Origin of the sequence: Mycolicibacterium rhodesiae, from assembly GCF_002086695.1 — a bacterium.
Classification (GTDB): Bacteria; Actinomycetota; Actinomycetes; order Mycobacteriales; family Mycobacteriaceae; genus Mycobacterium; species Mycobacterium rhodesiae.
Genome location: NZ_MVIH01000013.1, coordinates 12,520 through 26,196, shown reverse-complemented (window position 1 = coordinate 26,196; position 13,677 = coordinate 12,520). Strand labels below are relative to the sequence as shown.

15 protein-coding genes are annotated in these 13,677 nt (G+C 66.5%); 12 read left to right on the top strand and 3 right to left on the bottom strand.

Translation table 11 applies throughout. The features are described from left to right. Nucleotides 1-106 precede the first annotated feature (106 nt). Entirely contained in the window at nt 107-466 is a 360-nt protein-coding gene (locus BST42_RS22255; protein ID WP_083121497.1) for a WhiB family transcriptional regulator, read from the top strand. A gap of 12 nt (nt 467-478) precedes the next feature. Here BST42_RS22255 and BST42_RS22250 read toward each other — a convergent pair whose 3' ends face one another. Continuing rightward, nucleotides 479-901 carry a metallopeptidase family protein gene (locus BST42_RS22250; protein WP_083121496.1) on the bottom strand — a complete coding sequence of 141 codons (423 nt, stop codon included), beginning with the start codon at nt 899-901 and terminating at the stop codon, nt 479-481. A 162-nt stretch (nt 902-1,063) separates the two neighbouring features. On the opposite strand from BST42_RS22250, the gene BST42_RS22245 reads away from it, so the two are divergent. The 5 genes from BST42_RS22245 to BST42_RS22225 all read left to right on the top strand — a co-directional run bounded on the left by BST42_RS22245 (nt 1,064) and on the right by BST42_RS22225 (nt 6,212). Then, a complete protein-coding gene (locus BST42_RS22245) occupies nt 1,064-1,489 on the top strand; it encodes a DUF3499 domain-containing protein (RefSeq protein WP_207569556.1) in 426 nt (141 codons plus the stop codon). Between the two features lie 77 nt (nt 1,490-1,566). After that, nucleotides 1,567-2,958, top strand: a complete 1,392-nt coding sequence (locus tag BST42_RS22240) for a phosphomannomutase/phosphoglucomutase (RefSeq protein WP_083121494.1) — start codon at nt 1,567-1,569, stop codon at nt 2,956-2,958. Then, nucleotides 2,955-4,031 carry a TobH protein gene (locus tag BST42_RS22235; protein WP_083121493.1) on the top strand — a complete coding sequence of 359 codons (1,077 nt, stop codon included), beginning with the start codon at nt 2,955-2,957 and terminating at the stop codon, nt 4,029-4,031. The genes BST42_RS22240 and BST42_RS22235 overlap by 4 nt, the downstream gene beginning before the upstream one ends. 7 nt (nt 4,032-4,038) lie before the next feature. Then, on the top strand, nt 4,039-5,265 hold the full coding sequence (manA, locus tag BST42_RS22230; RefSeq protein ID WP_083121492.1) for a mannose-6-phosphate isomerase, class I: 1,227 nt from the start codon (nt 4,039-4,041) through the stop codon (nt 5,263-5,265). A 26-nt stretch (nt 5,266-5,291) separates the two neighbouring features. Continuing rightward, nucleotides 5,292-6,212: a cation diffusion facilitator family transporter gene (locus BST42_RS22225; RefSeq protein WP_083121491.1), complete on the top strand. Its 921-nt coding sequence runs from the start codon at nt 5,292-5,294 to the stop codon at nt 6,210-6,212. On the opposite strand, the gene BST42_RS22220 is transcribed toward BST42_RS22225, so the two are convergent. Then, a complete protein-coding gene (locus BST42_RS22220) occupies nt 6,169-7,560 on the bottom strand; it encodes an FAD-dependent oxidoreductase (RefSeq protein WP_237159543.1) in 1,392 nt (463 codons plus the stop codon). The genes BST42_RS22225 and BST42_RS22220 overlap by 44 nt on opposite strands. Nucleotides 7,561-7,618: 58 nt before the next feature. Between BST42_RS22220 and BST42_RS22215 the strand changes: the two genes are divergently transcribed. From BST42_RS22215 to ahcY, 6 genes are all read left to right on the top strand, one after another. Further along, entirely contained in the window at nt 7,619-9,100 is a 1,482-nt protein-coding gene (locus tag BST42_RS22215) for an amino acid permease (RefSeq protein WP_083121597.1), read from the top strand. Between the two features lie 162 nt (nt 9,101-9,262). Further along, entirely contained in the window at nt 9,263-10,423 is a 1,161-nt protein-coding gene (locus BST42_RS22210) for an alkane 1-monooxygenase (RefSeq protein ID WP_237159551.1), read from the top strand. Further along, nucleotides 10,420-10,593, top strand: a complete 174-nt coding sequence (locus BST42_RS22205) for a rubredoxin (RefSeq protein WP_083121489.1) — start codon at nt 10,420-10,422, stop codon at nt 10,591-10,593. The genes BST42_RS22210 and BST42_RS22205 overlap by 4 nt, the downstream gene beginning before the upstream one ends. After that, on the top strand, nt 10,590-10,778 hold the full coding sequence (locus tag BST42_RS22200) for a rubredoxin (RefSeq protein WP_083121488.1): 189 nt from the start codon (nt 10,590-10,592) through the stop codon (nt 10,776-10,778). The genes BST42_RS22205 and BST42_RS22200 overlap by 4 nt, the downstream gene beginning before the upstream one ends. An 86-nt stretch (nt 10,779-10,864) precedes the next feature. Then, nucleotides 10,865-11,407 carry a TetR family transcriptional regulator gene (locus tag BST42_RS22195; protein WP_233209406.1) on the top strand — a complete coding sequence of 181 codons (543 nt, stop codon included), beginning with the start codon at nt 10,865-10,867 and terminating at the stop codon, nt 11,405-11,407. Between the two features lie 106 nt (nt 11,408-11,513). Further along, the gene (ahcY, locus tag BST42_RS22190) at nt 11,514-12,974 is read left to right on the top strand and encodes an adenosylhomocysteinase (protein WP_083121596.1); all 1,461 of its coding nucleotides are present in this window, start codon (nt 11,514-11,516) and stop codon (nt 12,972-12,974) included. 86 nt (nt 12,975-13,060) lie between these two features. Here the strand turns inward: ahcY and BST42_RS22185 are convergent, their stop codons facing one another. Further along, on the bottom strand, nt 13,061-13,615 hold the full coding sequence (locus BST42_RS22185) for a TetR/AcrR family transcriptional regulator (RefSeq protein ID WP_083121486.1): 555 nt from the start codon (nt 13,613-13,615) through the stop codon (nt 13,061-13,063). Nucleotides 13,616-13,677 lie beyond the last annotated feature (62 nt).

Below are 13,677 nucleotides of genomic sequence, written 5' to 3'. Positions count from 1 at the left end.
TTTCGGTGTCCCAGACCGCGATTCGACCAAGTGTTCGAACGAGTTGGGCACACTTCAATAGTGGGCGACATGCAAAAGATCTACGAAACCAGGTGAGGAGGCGGAAATGTCCTATGAGCACGTGTTCGGCACGATGGGGTTGCCGCAGTCCGTTACCGGTTCGCAGACGATGGGGGTAATGGCACGCGCTCACCTGAGTTTGGTGCCAGACCCGATCATCGATGCGACGCCGGATTCGGCCGATGACGAAGACCAGTGGCAGGAACGCGCGCTGTGCGCGCAGACCGATCCCGAAGCGTTCTTCCCCGAGAAGGGCGGTTCCACTCGCGAGGCCAAGCGGATCTGCTTGGGCTGCGAGGTCCGCGAGTCGTGCCTCGAGTACGCCTTGGCCAACGATGAGCGCTTCGGTATCTGGGGCGGACTCTCCGAGCGGGAGCGTCGTCGCCTCAAGCGCGGCATCATCTGACCGCGCGCGAAGCTAGTCGTCGTCGATGCTCGGGTCGATGACCGACGGTTCGACCCCGAGATAGGTGGCCACCTGCGCCACCAGAATCTCGTGCAGAAGATCGGTCAGGTCGATCGAGTCCTTGGCCCGGCGCTCGATCGGCTTGCGAAACAGCACAATTCGGGCGCGTGTCGAGTTTCCGCGAACGTCCACGCCGGCTGGGATCAGCCGGGCCAACGCGATCGGGCCGTCGGCCACCACTTCCGCGGGCCACTGCACACTGTCCGGATCCTTCGGCGCGATGCGCGGGATCTCGTCGACGGCAACGTCCAGACCGGTGAGCCGTTGTTGCCAACGCCGTTCGATCGGCTCGTACGCTTCCAGCACCGCCATGTCGAACCGCTCCGCGCGGCTGCGCCAGCCTGGCACCGTCGGCGGCAGCAATGGGCCCCGCATCTCACGTCCCCGGCGCGAGCCAGGGCTGCCACCGGATCGGCCACCTCGCCGGGAGCTGCGGGAATCGACCACGGATGTGATCGTAACGGTTGTGAATCGGCCGCCCGGCGGCTGCGCGTGTCCCCCGGCAACCTGTGAATGAACCGCGATAGCCTCACGGACGTGAATGTTCCTCGTCGCTGCTGCCGGCCTGGATGCCCCCATTATGCGGTGGCGACGCTGACGTTCGTCTACTCCGACTCGACCGCGGTCGTCGGGCCACTGGCAATCTCCCGAGAACCGCATTCGTGGGACCTGTGCATCACTCATGCCAACCGCATCACCGCCCCGCGCGGCTGGGAGCTCGTCCGCCACGCCGGGCCGCTGCCGGAGTTCCCCGACGAAGATGACCTCGTCGCTCTCGCCGACGCGGTCCGGGAAGGCCGTGAGTTGCCTGCGCGGGCCCCGATTGCCGGGTTCTCCGATCCCAGCGGCGCCGCGCACGCGCCTGCGACCGGAACCCCGATGATGCCGGCGGCCGCCCAGCGACCGACCACCGCCGGCCGCCGCCGTGGGCACCTGCGGGTACTGCCGGACCCCACCGACTGACCCGATAGCCGCCCTTGCCGGGGGCCCGGAACAGATAGGCTGGCGGCCAAGAGTCCCTCTCGGTCAGGAGATCTGTCATGTCGAGGCCCGCCGACGCGGTTCGCCGTGTGATCAAGGCTTATGACGTGCGCGGTCTGGTCGGCCAAGAGATCGACGACGCGTTCGTCTCCGATGTCGCGGCCGCGTTCGCCCGCCTGATTCGCGACGAAGGCGGCGACCGGATCGCGATCGGTTACGACATGCGGATGAGCTCGCCGGCGCTCGCCGCGGCATTCGCCGACGGGGTCACCGCCCAGGGGCTCGATGTGGTGCGGATCGGCCTGGCGTCCACCGATCAGCTGTACTTCGCCTCCGGTTTCCTGGACTGCGCGGGTGCCATGTTCACGGCGAGCCACAATCCGGCCGCCTACAACGGCATCAAGCTGTGCCGCGCCGGGGCCAAGCCGGTCGGGGAGGACACCGGACTGGCGATCATCCGCGACGAAGTGATCGCCGGAGTTCCCGGCTACGACGGCCCGCGCGGGCAGGTGCGCGATCAGGATGTGCTCGCCGACTACGGACAGTTCCTTCGTTCGCTGGTCGATGTCGCCGGTTCGCGGCCACTGCGGGTCGCGGTCGACGCCGGCAACGGCATGGCCGGACACACCACGCCTGCGGTCCTCGGGCCGATCGAATCGCTTACGGTGCTGCCGCTGTACTTCGAACTCGACGGGTCGTTCCCCAACCACGAAGCAAATCCGCTGGAGCCGGCCAATCTCGTCGACCTGCAGAAGTTCGTGGTGGAGACCGGCGCCGATATCGGACTGGCGTTCGACGGTGACGCCGACCGGTGTTTCGTCGTCGACGAACGCGGCGGCCCCGTGTCGCCGTCGGCGGTCACCGCGCTGGTGGCCGGGCGCGAACTCTCCCGGGAGATCGGTGCCACCGTCATCCACAACCTGATCACCTCCCGCGCGGTGCCCGAGTTGGTCGTCGAACGGGGCGGGACGCCGGTGCGCTCACGCGTCGGGCACTCCTATATCAAGGCGCTGATGGCCGACACCGGAGCGATTTTCGGTGGTGAACATTCGGCGCACTATTATTTCCGCGACTTCTGGGGTGCGGACTCCGGCATGCTGGCCGCTCTGCATGTGCTTGCCGCGTTGGGCGAGCAGGACCGGCCGCTGTCGGAACTGATGGCGAACTACCAGCGCTACGAGGCCTCCGGGGAGATCAACTTCCGGGTCGCCGACGCGCCGGCGTGTGTCGAATCGGTGCTGAAAACCTTTGGGCAACAGACTGTCTCACTCGACCATCTCGACGGGGTGACGGTCGACCTCGGCGAGGGAGCCTGGTTCAACCTGCGCACTTCCAACACCGAACCGCTGCTGCGGCTCAACGTCGAAGCGCGCAGCACGCAGGAGATCGAGGAGATCGTCCGCCGCGTCTCCGAGGACATCGCGGCTCAGCCGGCCGGGGCGGCGCCATGAGCGCAGCCCATGCCACCGTCGACCTCGACGACACCGAGGGCCTGCTCGAAGCCGACCGCGACGGGCTCCTGCGGGCCGCCGCGATGGCGGGCGCCCAGGTTCGCGCCACCGCGGCCGCCGTCGACGAGGGCGAACTGGCACTGCTGGCCGCCGACTACCGACCGCGGACCGTCATCTGGGTGGCCGCGCACGGTGCCGCCGAGAGCGCGGGCTCGATGCTGGCCGCCACCCTCGGTGGAGTCGCCGGGGAGCCGATCGTGGTGGCCGCCGAATCTCCGCCCTGGATCGGCCCGCTCGACGTTCTCGTCGTGGCCGGTGACGACGCCGGGGATCCGGCGCTGGTGTCCGCCGCGGCGACGGCGGTGCGCCGCGGCGCCCGGGTTGTCGTCGCCGCGCCGTACGAAGGTCCGCTGCGCGAGGCCACGGCAGGGCGGACCGCGGTGCTCGAGCCCCGGTTGCGGACCCCCGACGAATTCGGGTTGAGCCGCTACCTTGCGGCCGGGCTTGCGACAATGCAGGCTGTCGACCCGGCACTGCAGACCGATCTGGCCGGCTTGGCCGACGAGCTCGACGCCGAGGCGTTGCGCAACAGCGCAAGTCGCGACGTGTTCACCAATCCGGCGAAGGCGCTGGCCGAGCGGATGTCCGGCAGGCAGGTCGTGCTCGCCGGTGAGAATGCGGCCACCCTGGGGCTGGCACGCTACGCCGCGACGGTATTGCTGCGGCTGGCCGGCCATGCCGTCGCCGCGGCCGGCCTGTCCGACGCGCTGGTCGCGTTGCGTACCGGCATCGCACATCAATTCGGCGATCCGGTGGACGCGCTGTTCCATGACGAGGAGCTCGACGGTCCGCTGTCGAGGGGCCCGAAGGTGCTGGCTTTAACTCTGGACGCCGAACGCCCGATGCTCGCCGCGCGGGTGAGTGGCTTCGACGACGTCGACCTGGTCGGGGCGCAAGACTTCGGGGAGGGGGGGTCGGTTCCGGCCCCGACAGGGCGAGCCGAACAACAGCTCGCCACGCTGGCCGTGCGATTGCAGATGGCCGCGGTTTATCTCAGATTGGTGGGGGGATAACGTCCCAGTGGAACTGCTACGTGGTGCCATCCGCACCTACGCATGGGGATCTCGGACAGCCATCGCGGAGTTCACCGGAAGACCTTCGCCAACAGCGCATCCCGAAGCCGAGTTGTGGCTGGGCGCTCATCCGGGGGACCCGGCATGGCTGGAGACCGCAGACGGCGAGACGTCGTTGCTCGACGCCGTGCGAGCTGATCCGGACGGCCAGTTGGGGCCTGCCGTACGCGGTCGCTACGGCGACGTGCTGCCCCTGCTGGTGAAGGTGCTGGCCGCCGAGGAGCCGCTGTCGCTGCAAGCCCATCCCAGCGCGGAGCAGGCCGTCGAAGGTTACGTGCGCGAGGACCGATTGGGCGTGCCGCTCAACTCCCCGGTCCGCAACTATCGCGACCGCAATCACAAGCCCGAACTGTTGGTCGCGCTCAGCGAATTCCACGCGCTCGGCGGCTTCCGGCCTGCCGCGCGTTCGGTCGATCTGATGCGCGCGCTGGCGGTGCCGGAACTCGATCCGTTCATCGGACTTCTCAGCGGCCAGCCCGATGCCGACGGTCTGCGCGCCCTGTTCACCACATGGATCACCGCCCCGCAACCCGATCTGGATGTGCTGATCCCGGCTGTCCTCGACGGCGCGGTCAACTATGTACGTTCCGGTGCAACGGAATTCGGCGATGAAGCCAGGACGCTACTGGAGCTGGGGGAGCGCTATCCCGGCGATGCCGGTGTGCTGGCGGCCATGCTGCTCAACCGGATCACGCTGGAGCCCGGTGAGGCGATCTTCATGCCGGCGGGCAACCTGCACAGCTACATCCACGGCGTGGGCATGGAGGTGATGGCCAACTCCGACAACGTGCTTCGCGGTGGCCTGACCCCGAAGCACGTCGACGTGCCCGAGCTCTTGCGCGTGCTGGACTTCATGCCTGCCGACGAGACGATGCTGCGCGCACCCACCCACCGCGATGGCATCGAGTTGGTCTATGAGACGCCGGCGAGTGAGTTCGCCGCCTGCATCCTCATGCTGGACGGCGAGAACCTCGGCCACGAGATCGACGCCCCGTCCCGCCACGACGGTCCCCAGATCCTGGTCTGCACCCAAGGTTCAGTGCTCGTGCGCGCGAAGTCTGATGTGGTGGAGCTCAATCGCGGGTCCGCAGCCTGGGTGGCCGCCGACGACGGTCCGATCCGCCTGGAGGCGACTTCGCCCTCCCGGTTGTTCCGGGCTACGGTTGGCCTTTGAGCAACTGAGCCTGGGGAGGACACCGCATGTCGACCGAGGGCAGCACCAAGGCGATTCTCGCGGCGCTGGCCGCCAACGCGGGCATCGCGGTCGCGAAGTTCGTCGGGTTCCTGATCACCGGCAGTTCCTCGATGCTCGCCGAGTCGGTGCACTCGGTGGCCGACACGTCGAATCAGGGGCTGTTGCTGTTCGGTCAGCGCCAGGCCCGCAAGCAGGCCGACAGCCTGCATCAGTTCGGGTACGGCCGCAGCCGCTACTTCTACTCGTTCGTCGTGGCGCTCGTGCTGTTCAGCCTGGGCTCGATCTTCGCCCTGTACGAGGGCTATCACAAGATCGGCCACCCCGAACCGCTGACCTCGCCGATCGTGGCGGTGGTGATCCTGGCGGTGGCAATTGCCCTGGAGTCCTACAGCTTTCGTACCGCGATGGTGGAGTCACGTCCGTTGAAGGGCACCAGTTCGTGGTGGCAGTTCATCCGCCGTTCGCGCAATCCCGAGTTGCCCGTGGTCCTACTGGAGGACACCGGTGCCCTGGTCGGTCTGGTGTTCGCACTCGCCGGCGTGGGCCTGACGATCCTTACCGACAACCCGGTGTGGGACGGCGTCGGCACCATCTTGATCGGGGTGCTGCTCGGTGTCATCGCGGTGATCCTGATGGTCGAGATGCACAGCCTGCTGATCGGCGAGGGTGCCACCCCCGACGAATGCCGGGCGATCCAGTCGGCGCTGGAGCAGACCGCGAACGTCGATCGGGTGATTCATCTGCGCACGCAGTACCTGGGTCCTGAGGAGATGCTGGTCGGGGCCAAGATCGCGCTGGCCCCCGACACCGACCTGGCCACAGTGGCCGTCACCATCGACGCCGCGGAGGCGGCCGTGCGCTCGGCGGTGCCCGCGGCGCGGGTTATCTACCTGGAACCGGATCTGGATCGAGCACTGGCGCGGTAGCCCGCTTCTGTGCCCACCATGACGACATGTTGTGGCGGATCGCGCGGCCGATGACCGAGGCGGGCGGGACCATGTACAAGCTGTCCAGCAGGCTGAACCGGCGCAAAAACCATTCCGCCAGAACACGATCGCTCTCCGCGGCGCCGAGGAATTGATCGAACAACGACCCGACCGGTCGGTACCACCATGGCGCCGGGCCTTCGGTGCCGTGCAGGGTCAGGTCGCCGATCGCGTTCATCGTCCAGACGGGATATGTGGTTTTCGCGGTCGCGCGGCCCAGTTCGTAGGCCAGGTGGCGGGTATCGGAGTCCAGTAGCCGACGCAGGTGGCCGGCCTGCAATGCGGTCATCGTCATGCCCTGGCCGTAGGTGGGATTGAAGCTCGCGACGGCGTCGCCGATCGGCACGATCCCGCCGGGAAAACGCTGGAGCTTATCGTAGCGGCGCCACCGGCTGATCGGGTAGCGGTGGAAAGCGATGTCGCCCAAGGGTTCTCCCTGGCGAATCGCGGATGCCAGCGGCGCCGGTAGCACGTCGTCGGCAATCCGGTGTATCTCGGACAGCGTCTGCGGCGGTGGGACGTGATTGACGGTGAACGTGGTCAAGCCCCAGGTGCCGTCCTCGTAGAACAGCATTCCCAACCCGGCTTGCTGAGCGCGCGATGCGCCCGCCACCACGACCTTCTCCTTGATCAGGCCGTCTGGAATGCGCAACTGCTGTGTGGCGTAGCAGATTCCGACGTCGACGGTCTGCTCGCGAGGACGGGCGAACCCCCATTCATCCAGCCATGACGGTAACCGGGTGCCGCGACCGGAGGCGTCCACGACGAGGTCGGCTGGCACGATTTCGTCCCCTCCGGGCGCGGACAGCTCGACCCCGGTGACAGTTTGGCGCTCGCCGTCGAATCGCGGGGCGTTCACGTCGCGCTGCACGATGTCCACATTCGGCAGGGCGGCGGTGCGCCGGCGGATCTGCCACTCGAGCTGTTTGCGGCTGGGCACGTAGGCAGTGAACTCGCGCTGCAGCGTGTGCCCGGTGCCCAGCACATGGCCGGCGGCGCCGAAGTGGATGCAGTCGGGGCGGTTCTCGAGCTTGGCCACCCCCGCGGCGACCATGTCGTCGAGCAGACCGGGAAACAGTGTTTCGAACTCGTGGGCACCCCGGGCCATCAGGATGTGTACATGCCGGTCCTGAGGCACCGCGCCGCGGTGGGCAGGTTCCGGGGGCAGAGTGTCGCGTTCATAGACCGTCACCCGGTCGTAGTGGTCGGACAGCACTCGGGCAGCGCACAGCCCGGCGATGCTGGCCCCGATGACGATGGCATGGTGACGCTTCGGGGGTATGCCCACGACCTCTTAGATACCCGCTCAAACTTCTGCTAACCGGGGTAATAGAAGGAACATGCAGATGACCTCTAAGTGGCGGACCAAGTCGGTGGAGCAGTCCATCCTCGACACCGACGAGCCGGGCACCCGGCTCCGCAAAAATCTGACGTGGTGGGACCTCACGGTCTTCGGCGTCTCCGTCGTCGTGGGCGCGGGCATCTTCACCGTCACCGCGTCGACGTTCGGCAACATCACCGGCCCCGCCATCTCGGTGTCGTTCGTCATCGCTGCTGTGACCTGCGGTTTGGCTGCGCTGTGCTACGCCGAGTTCGCTTCGATGCTGCCGGTGGCGGGCAGCGCCTACACCTTCTCGTACGCGACGTTCGGGGAGTTCGTCGCCTGGATCATCGGCTGGGACCTGATCTTGGAGTTCGCGGTCGGCGCCGCCGTGGTGGCCAAGGGCTGGTCCAGTTATCTGGGCACCGTCTTCGGTTTCTCCGGTGGGGTCGTGGCCATCGGCCCGCTGAACTTCGACTGGGGTGCCCTGCTCATCGTCGCGATCGTCACCACCCTGCTCGCGTTGGGCACCAAACTCTCGGCGAACGTCTCGGCAGTGATCACAGCCATCAAGGTCGCGGTCGTCGCGCTCGTCGTCATCGTCGGAGCGTTCTACATCAAGGCGGCCAACTTCTCCCCGTTCATCCCGCCGTCCGAGAGCGGCGCGGGTTCGTCCGGAACGGGCGTCAACCAGTCCGTCTTCTCCCTGCTGACCGGCGCCGAGAGCAGTCATTACGGCATGTACGGAGTGCTGGCCGGGGCCTCGATCGTGTTCTTCGCATTCATCGGGTTCGACGTGGTGGCCACGACGGCCGAGGAGACCAAGAACCCGCAGCGAGACGTCGCGCGAGGCATCCTCGCCTCGCTGGCGATCGTGACCGTCCTCTACGTGTCGGTCTCGATCGTGTTGTCGGGCATGGTCCGATTCAGCGACCTGCGCGACAAGGCCGAGAACGGCCACGCCAACCTCGCCACCGCGTTCTCGCTCAACGGTGTGGACTGGGCGGCCAAGGTGATCTCGATCGGAGCGCTGGCCGGCCTGACCACGGTGGTCATGGTGCTGATTCTCGGGTTGTCGCGGGTGTTGTTCGCGATGGCGCGCGACGGCCTGCTGCCGCGTCAGCTGGCCCAGACCGGCAGCCGCGGCACGCCGGTGCGGATCACCGTGCTGGTCGGCGTGCTCACCGCGGTCGCGGCCACCGTCTTCCCGATCGACAAGCTCGAAGAGATGGTGAACGTGGGGACGCTGTTCGCGTTCATCCTGGTCTCGGCCGGCGTGATCATTCTTCGCCGGACCCGCCCGGACCTGGAGCGCGGGTTCCGTGCGCCGCTGGTCCCGGTGTTGCCGATCCTGTCCATCGCGGCGTGTGGCTGGCTGATGCTCAACCTGACCGGTCTGACCTGGATTCGGTTCCTGGTGTGGATGGTCATCGGGGTGGGGTTCTACCTGCTCTACGGGCGATCCCACTCGGTGTTGGCCAAGCGGGAGGCCGCCGCCGCCCGCTGATTTACAAAGACCAGCGATTTGTCTAGACACCCGACAAATCTGCCTCTATAGTCAAATCAATCGAACCTGACTTAGGAGGTAACCGTCGTGACGTCTCAGCTGGACAACGCCGTCCCTGCGCCGACTGCGCAGTGGCGGGACAAGAAGCGCTACCTGTGGCTGATGGGCCTGATCGCACCGACCGCGCTGTTCGTGGTGCTGCCGGTCATCTGGGGTCTGAACCAGCTCGGTTGGACCGCGGCGTCCCAGGTGTTTTTCTGGGTCGGCCCGTTCCTGATCTACGCGCTGCTGCCGGCGCTGGACCTGAAGTTCGGCCGCGACGGCCAGAACCCGCCGGACGAACTGATGGAGTACCTGGAGAACGACAAGTACTACCGGTACTGCACGTACGCGTTCATCCCGTTCCAATTCCTCAGCCTGATCTTCGGCGCCTACATGTTCACCGCGTCGAACCTCAGCTGGCTGGGCTACGAGGGCTCGCTGAGCTGGTTCGCCAAGATCGGTCTGGCGCTGTCGGTGGGCGTGCTCGGCGGAACGGGCATCAACACCGCGCACGAACTCGGACACAAGAAGGACTCGCTGGAGCGCTGGCTGTCGAAGATCACGCTGGCGCAGACCTGCTACGGCCACTTCTATATCGAGCACAACCGTGGCCACCACGTGCGGGTCGCCACCCCGGAGGATCCGGCGTCGGCCCGCTTCGGCGAGACGTTCTGGGAGTTCCTGCCGCGCAGCGTGTTTGGTAGCGCCCGCTCAGCGCTCACACTCGAGGCGGCCCGTATCCGCCGACTCGGCAGGAGTCCGTGGGATCCGCGTACCTGGCTGGGCAACGACGTTCTCAACGCCTGGCTGATGTCGGTGGTGCTGTTCGGCGCGCTCATCGCGGTGTTCGGCCCCGCGCTGATTCCGTTCCTCATCATCCAGGCGGTGTTCGGCTTCTCGATGCTGGAGTCGGTGAACTATCTGGAGCACTACGGACTGCTGCGCCAGAAGAACGAGAACGGACGATACGAGCGGTGCTCCCCGCAGCACAGCTGGAACTCCGACCATCTGGTGACCAACCTGTTCCTGTATCACCTGCAACGGCACAGCGACCACCACGCCAACCCGACCCGGCGTTACCAGACGCTGCGCAGCATGTCCGAGGCGCCCGAATTGCCGAGCGGCTACGCGACTTTGATCGGCGTGACGTACTTCCCCTGGGTGTGGCGCCGGATGATGGACCACCGGGTGATCGAGCACTACGACGGTGACATCACCAAGATCAACATCGATCCGCGCCGGCGGGCGAAGATCCTGGCCCGGTACGGGGTGCCCGCATGAGCGCCTACCAGTGCCCGATCTGTGACTACGTATACGACGAAGCGAAAGGCGCTGCGCGCGAGGGCTTCCCGCCAGGCACCGCCTGGGCCGACGTACCCGACGACTGGTGTTGCCCCGACTGCGGGGTGCGAGAAAAAGTTGACTTCGAAGAGATAGGTGTCAAGCAATGAGCGAGCAGGACTACAAGCTGTTCATCTGTGTGCAGTGTGGATTCGAGTACGACGAAGCAAAGGGCTGGCCGGAGGACGGCATCGCGCCGGGCACCCGCTGGGACGACATCCCGGAGGACTGGAGCTGCCCGGACTGCGGCGCGTCGAAGTCGGACTTCGAGATGGTGGAAGTCGCGAGGCCGTGACCACTACTCTCGCGCATGTGAAGAGTCCTCGGGTGCCCTATCCCGAGGCCTCTCGCGCGCTGCTGCGGGACTCGGTCCTCGACGCGATGCGCGAGGAACTTCTGACCAAGGACTGGTCCGCGATCACCCTGTCCGACGTGGCGCGCACCGCGGGGGTCAGCCGCCAGACCATCTACAACGAGTTCGGTTCCCGGCAAGGCCTGGCGCAGGGGTACGCGATTCGGCTGGCCGACCGCCTGGTGGATGCGATCGGGACCGCGATCAGCTCCAACGTCGGCGACGTGCTGGCCGCCTTCACCGAGGGTTTCCGGGTGTTCTTCACCGAGTCGGCCGCCGACCCGCTGGTGATCTCGTTGCTGACCGGCGTCGCCAAACCTGACCTGCTGCAAATGATCACCACCGACAGCGCGCCGATCATCACCCGCGCCTCGGCCAAGCTCACCGAGGCCTTCATGAACAGCTGGGTCAGTGCCAGCGAGGCCGACTCGGGGGTGCTGGCCCGCGCGATCGTGCGGCTGGCGATGAGCTACGTGTCGATGCCGCCCGAGGCCGACCACGATGTGGCCTTAGACCTGGCCCGATTGATGACGCCGTTCGCCGAACGCTACGGTGTAGTCGATATTCCTTAGCTGTCAGAGCGCTCCAAGCGCCTGTCCCGCGAGCCCGCAGGCTGAGGGTGTCGCCAGCGCGCGTATCGCGCGCTCACCGGCAATGACGAACGAAAAGGGGCTCTACATGTCTGAAATGACCGTCGAGGTGCGCAACGGCATCGACTTCAAGGTCGCCGACCTGTCGCTGGCCGAATTCGGCCGCAAGGAAATCCGGCTGGCCGAGCACGAGATGCCCGGCCTGATGGCGCTGCGCCGCGAATACCACGACGTCCAGCCGCTCAAGGGCGCCCGGATCTCGGGTTCGCTGCACATGACCGTGCAGACCGCGGTGCTGATCGAGACGCTGGTCGCGCTCGGTGCGGAGGTCCGCTGGGCGTCCTGCAACATCTTCTCCACCCAGGACCACGCCGCGGCCGCCGTCGTCGTCGGCCCGCACGGCACCCCCGAGGAGCCGACCGGCACCCCGGTGTTCGCCTGGAAGGGCGAGACGCTGGAGGAGTACTGGTGGGCCGCCGAGCAGATGCTCACCTGGGAAGGCGAGCCGGCGAACATGATTCTCGACGACGGCGGCGACGCCACCATGCTGGTGCTGCGCGGTGCGCAGTACGAGAAGGCCGGTGTGGTTCCGCCCGCCGAGGACGACGACTCGGCCGAGTGGAAGGTCTTCCTGGAGCTGTGCCGCAAGAGCTTCGAGAACGACAACACCAAGTGGACGAAGATCGCCGAGTCGGTCAAGGGTGTCACCGAGGAGACCACCACCGGTGTGCTGCGGCTGTACCAGTTCGCCGCCGCCGGTGAGCTGGCCTTCCCGGCCATCAACGTCAACGACTCGGTCACCAAGAGCAAGTTCGACAACAAGTACGGCACCCGGCACTCGCTGATCGACGGCATCAACCGCGGCACCGACGTGCTGATCGGCGGCAAGAAGGTGCTGATCTGCGGCTACGGCGACGTGGGCAAGGGCTGCGCGGAGTCGCTGGCCGGGCAGGGCGCTCGCGTGCAGGTCACCGAGATCGACCCGATCAACGCGCTGCAGGCCTTGATGGACGGCTTCGACGTGGTCACCGTGGAGGACGCGATCGGTGATGCCGACATCGTCGTCACCTCGACCGGCAACAAGGACATCATCACCCTCGATCACATGAAGGCGATGAAGGACAAGGCCATCCTGGGCAACATCGGCCACTTCGACAACGAGATCGACATGGCCGCCCTGGAACGGTCCGGCGCCAAGCGGATCAACATCAAGCCGCAGGTCGACGAGTGGATCTTCGGTGAAGACGGCAAGTCGATCATCGTGCTGTCCGAGGGCCGCCTGCTGAACCTGGGCAACGCGACGGGTCACCCGTCGTTCGTGATGAGCAACAGCTTCTCCAACCAGGTGATCGCCCAGATCGAGCTGTGGACCAAGAACGACGAGTACGACAACGAGGTCTACCGGCTGGCCAAGCACCTCGATGAGAAGGTGGCCCGCATCCACGTCGAGGCTCTCGGTGGCACGCTGACCAAGCTCACCAAGGACCAGGCCGAGTACATCGGCGTCGACGTCGAAGGCCCGTACAAGCCGGAGCACTACCGCTACTGATTTTCATCGCGCCGAGTGTGCGCGTCGATCGCGATCTCGTCTGAGATCCCGATCTGCGCGCACGCTCGGCGCTGTCATGTCCGGCGTCAGACGCGCAGCCCCTGCACCAGCAGTCCGACCATTTTGCGCGCGTCGTAGCGTTCATCGTCGCTGCCGATGCACAGATTGCCGACGGCGCGCAGCAATCCCAACGGTTCGATCCCCGGTTCGATTTCACCGGCGGCAGCGGCCGCTTCGAGCAGCGTCGTGCACACCGGAACCAATCGATCGATGAAGTACGCGTGCAACGTGTCGAATCGTGCGCTGTCGGACTGAAGTGCCGCCGCCAGGCCGTGTTTGGTCACCAGAAAGTCGACGAATTGGTCGATCCACGCGGTCAGTGCGGCGTGCGGTGACGCGTTGTTTTCGAGCAGGTCGGCCCCGGCCGCGGCGCAGGCCTCGACCTGGTGCTCGTACACGGCGATGATCAAATCGGCGCGGGTGGGGAAGTGCCGGTAGATCGTGCCCATGCCGACCCCGGCGCGGGCAGCGATATCGCGGACCGGGGCGTCCACTCCCGACGCGACGAACGCTGCCGCGGCCGCTTCGAGCAGGTTCTGCGCATTCCGCCGGGCGTCGGCCCGTTTGCGTTCCGCCGCCATCGGCTCACCTCCTCGCGGTTGCTAAGCGGAACAACGCTCCGTATGTTGAAGAGGAGCGGCGT

Excerpts from the sequence above, each read along its gene's own strand:
- BST42_RS22255 (WP_083121497.1), top strand. The coding sequence starts at position 107 with ATGTCCTATGAGCACGTGTTCGGCACGATGGGGTTGCCGCAGTCCGTT.
- BST42_RS22250 (WP_083121496.1), bottom strand. The coding sequence starts at position 901 with ATGCGGGGCCCATTGCTGCCGCCGACGGTGCCAGGCTGGCGCAGCCGC.
- BST42_RS22240 (WP_083121494.1), top strand. The coding sequence starts at position 1,567 with ATGTCGAGGCCCGCCGACGCGGTTCGCCGTGTGATCAAGGCTTATGAC.
- BST42_RS22235 (WP_083121493.1), top strand. The coding sequence starts at position 2,955 with ATGAGCGCAGCCCATGCCACCGTCGACCTCGACGACACCGAGGGCCTG.
- BST42_RS22225 (WP_083121491.1), top strand. The coding sequence starts at position 5,292 with ATGTCGACCGAGGGCAGCACCAAGGCGATTCTCGCGGCGCTGGCCGCC.
- BST42_RS22215 (WP_083121597.1), top strand. The coding sequence starts at position 7,619 with ATGACCTCTAAGTGGCGGACCAAGTCGGTGGAGCAGTCCATCCTCGAC.
- BST42_RS22210 (WP_237159551.1), top strand. The coding sequence starts at position 9,263 with ATGGGCCTGATCGCACCGACCGCGCTGTTCGTGGTGCTGCCGGTCATC.
- BST42_RS22205 (WP_083121489.1), top strand. The coding sequence starts at position 10,420 with ATGAGCGCCTACCAGTGCCCGATCTGTGACTACGTATACGACGAAGCG.
- BST42_RS22200 (WP_083121488.1), top strand. The coding sequence starts at position 10,590 with ATGAGCGAGCAGGACTACAAGCTGTTCATCTGTGTGCAGTGTGGATTC.
- BST42_RS22195 (WP_233209406.1), top strand. The coding sequence starts at position 10,865 with ATGCGCGAGGAACTTCTGACCAAGGACTGGTCCGCGATCACCCTGTCC.
- ahcY (WP_083121596.1), top strand. The coding sequence starts at position 11,514 with ATGTCTGAAATGACCGTCGAGGTGCGCAACGGCATCGACTTCAAGGTC.
- BST42_RS22185 (WP_083121486.1), bottom strand. The coding sequence starts at position 13,615 with ATGGCGGCGGAACGCAAACGGGCCGACGCCCGGCGGAATGCGCAGAAC.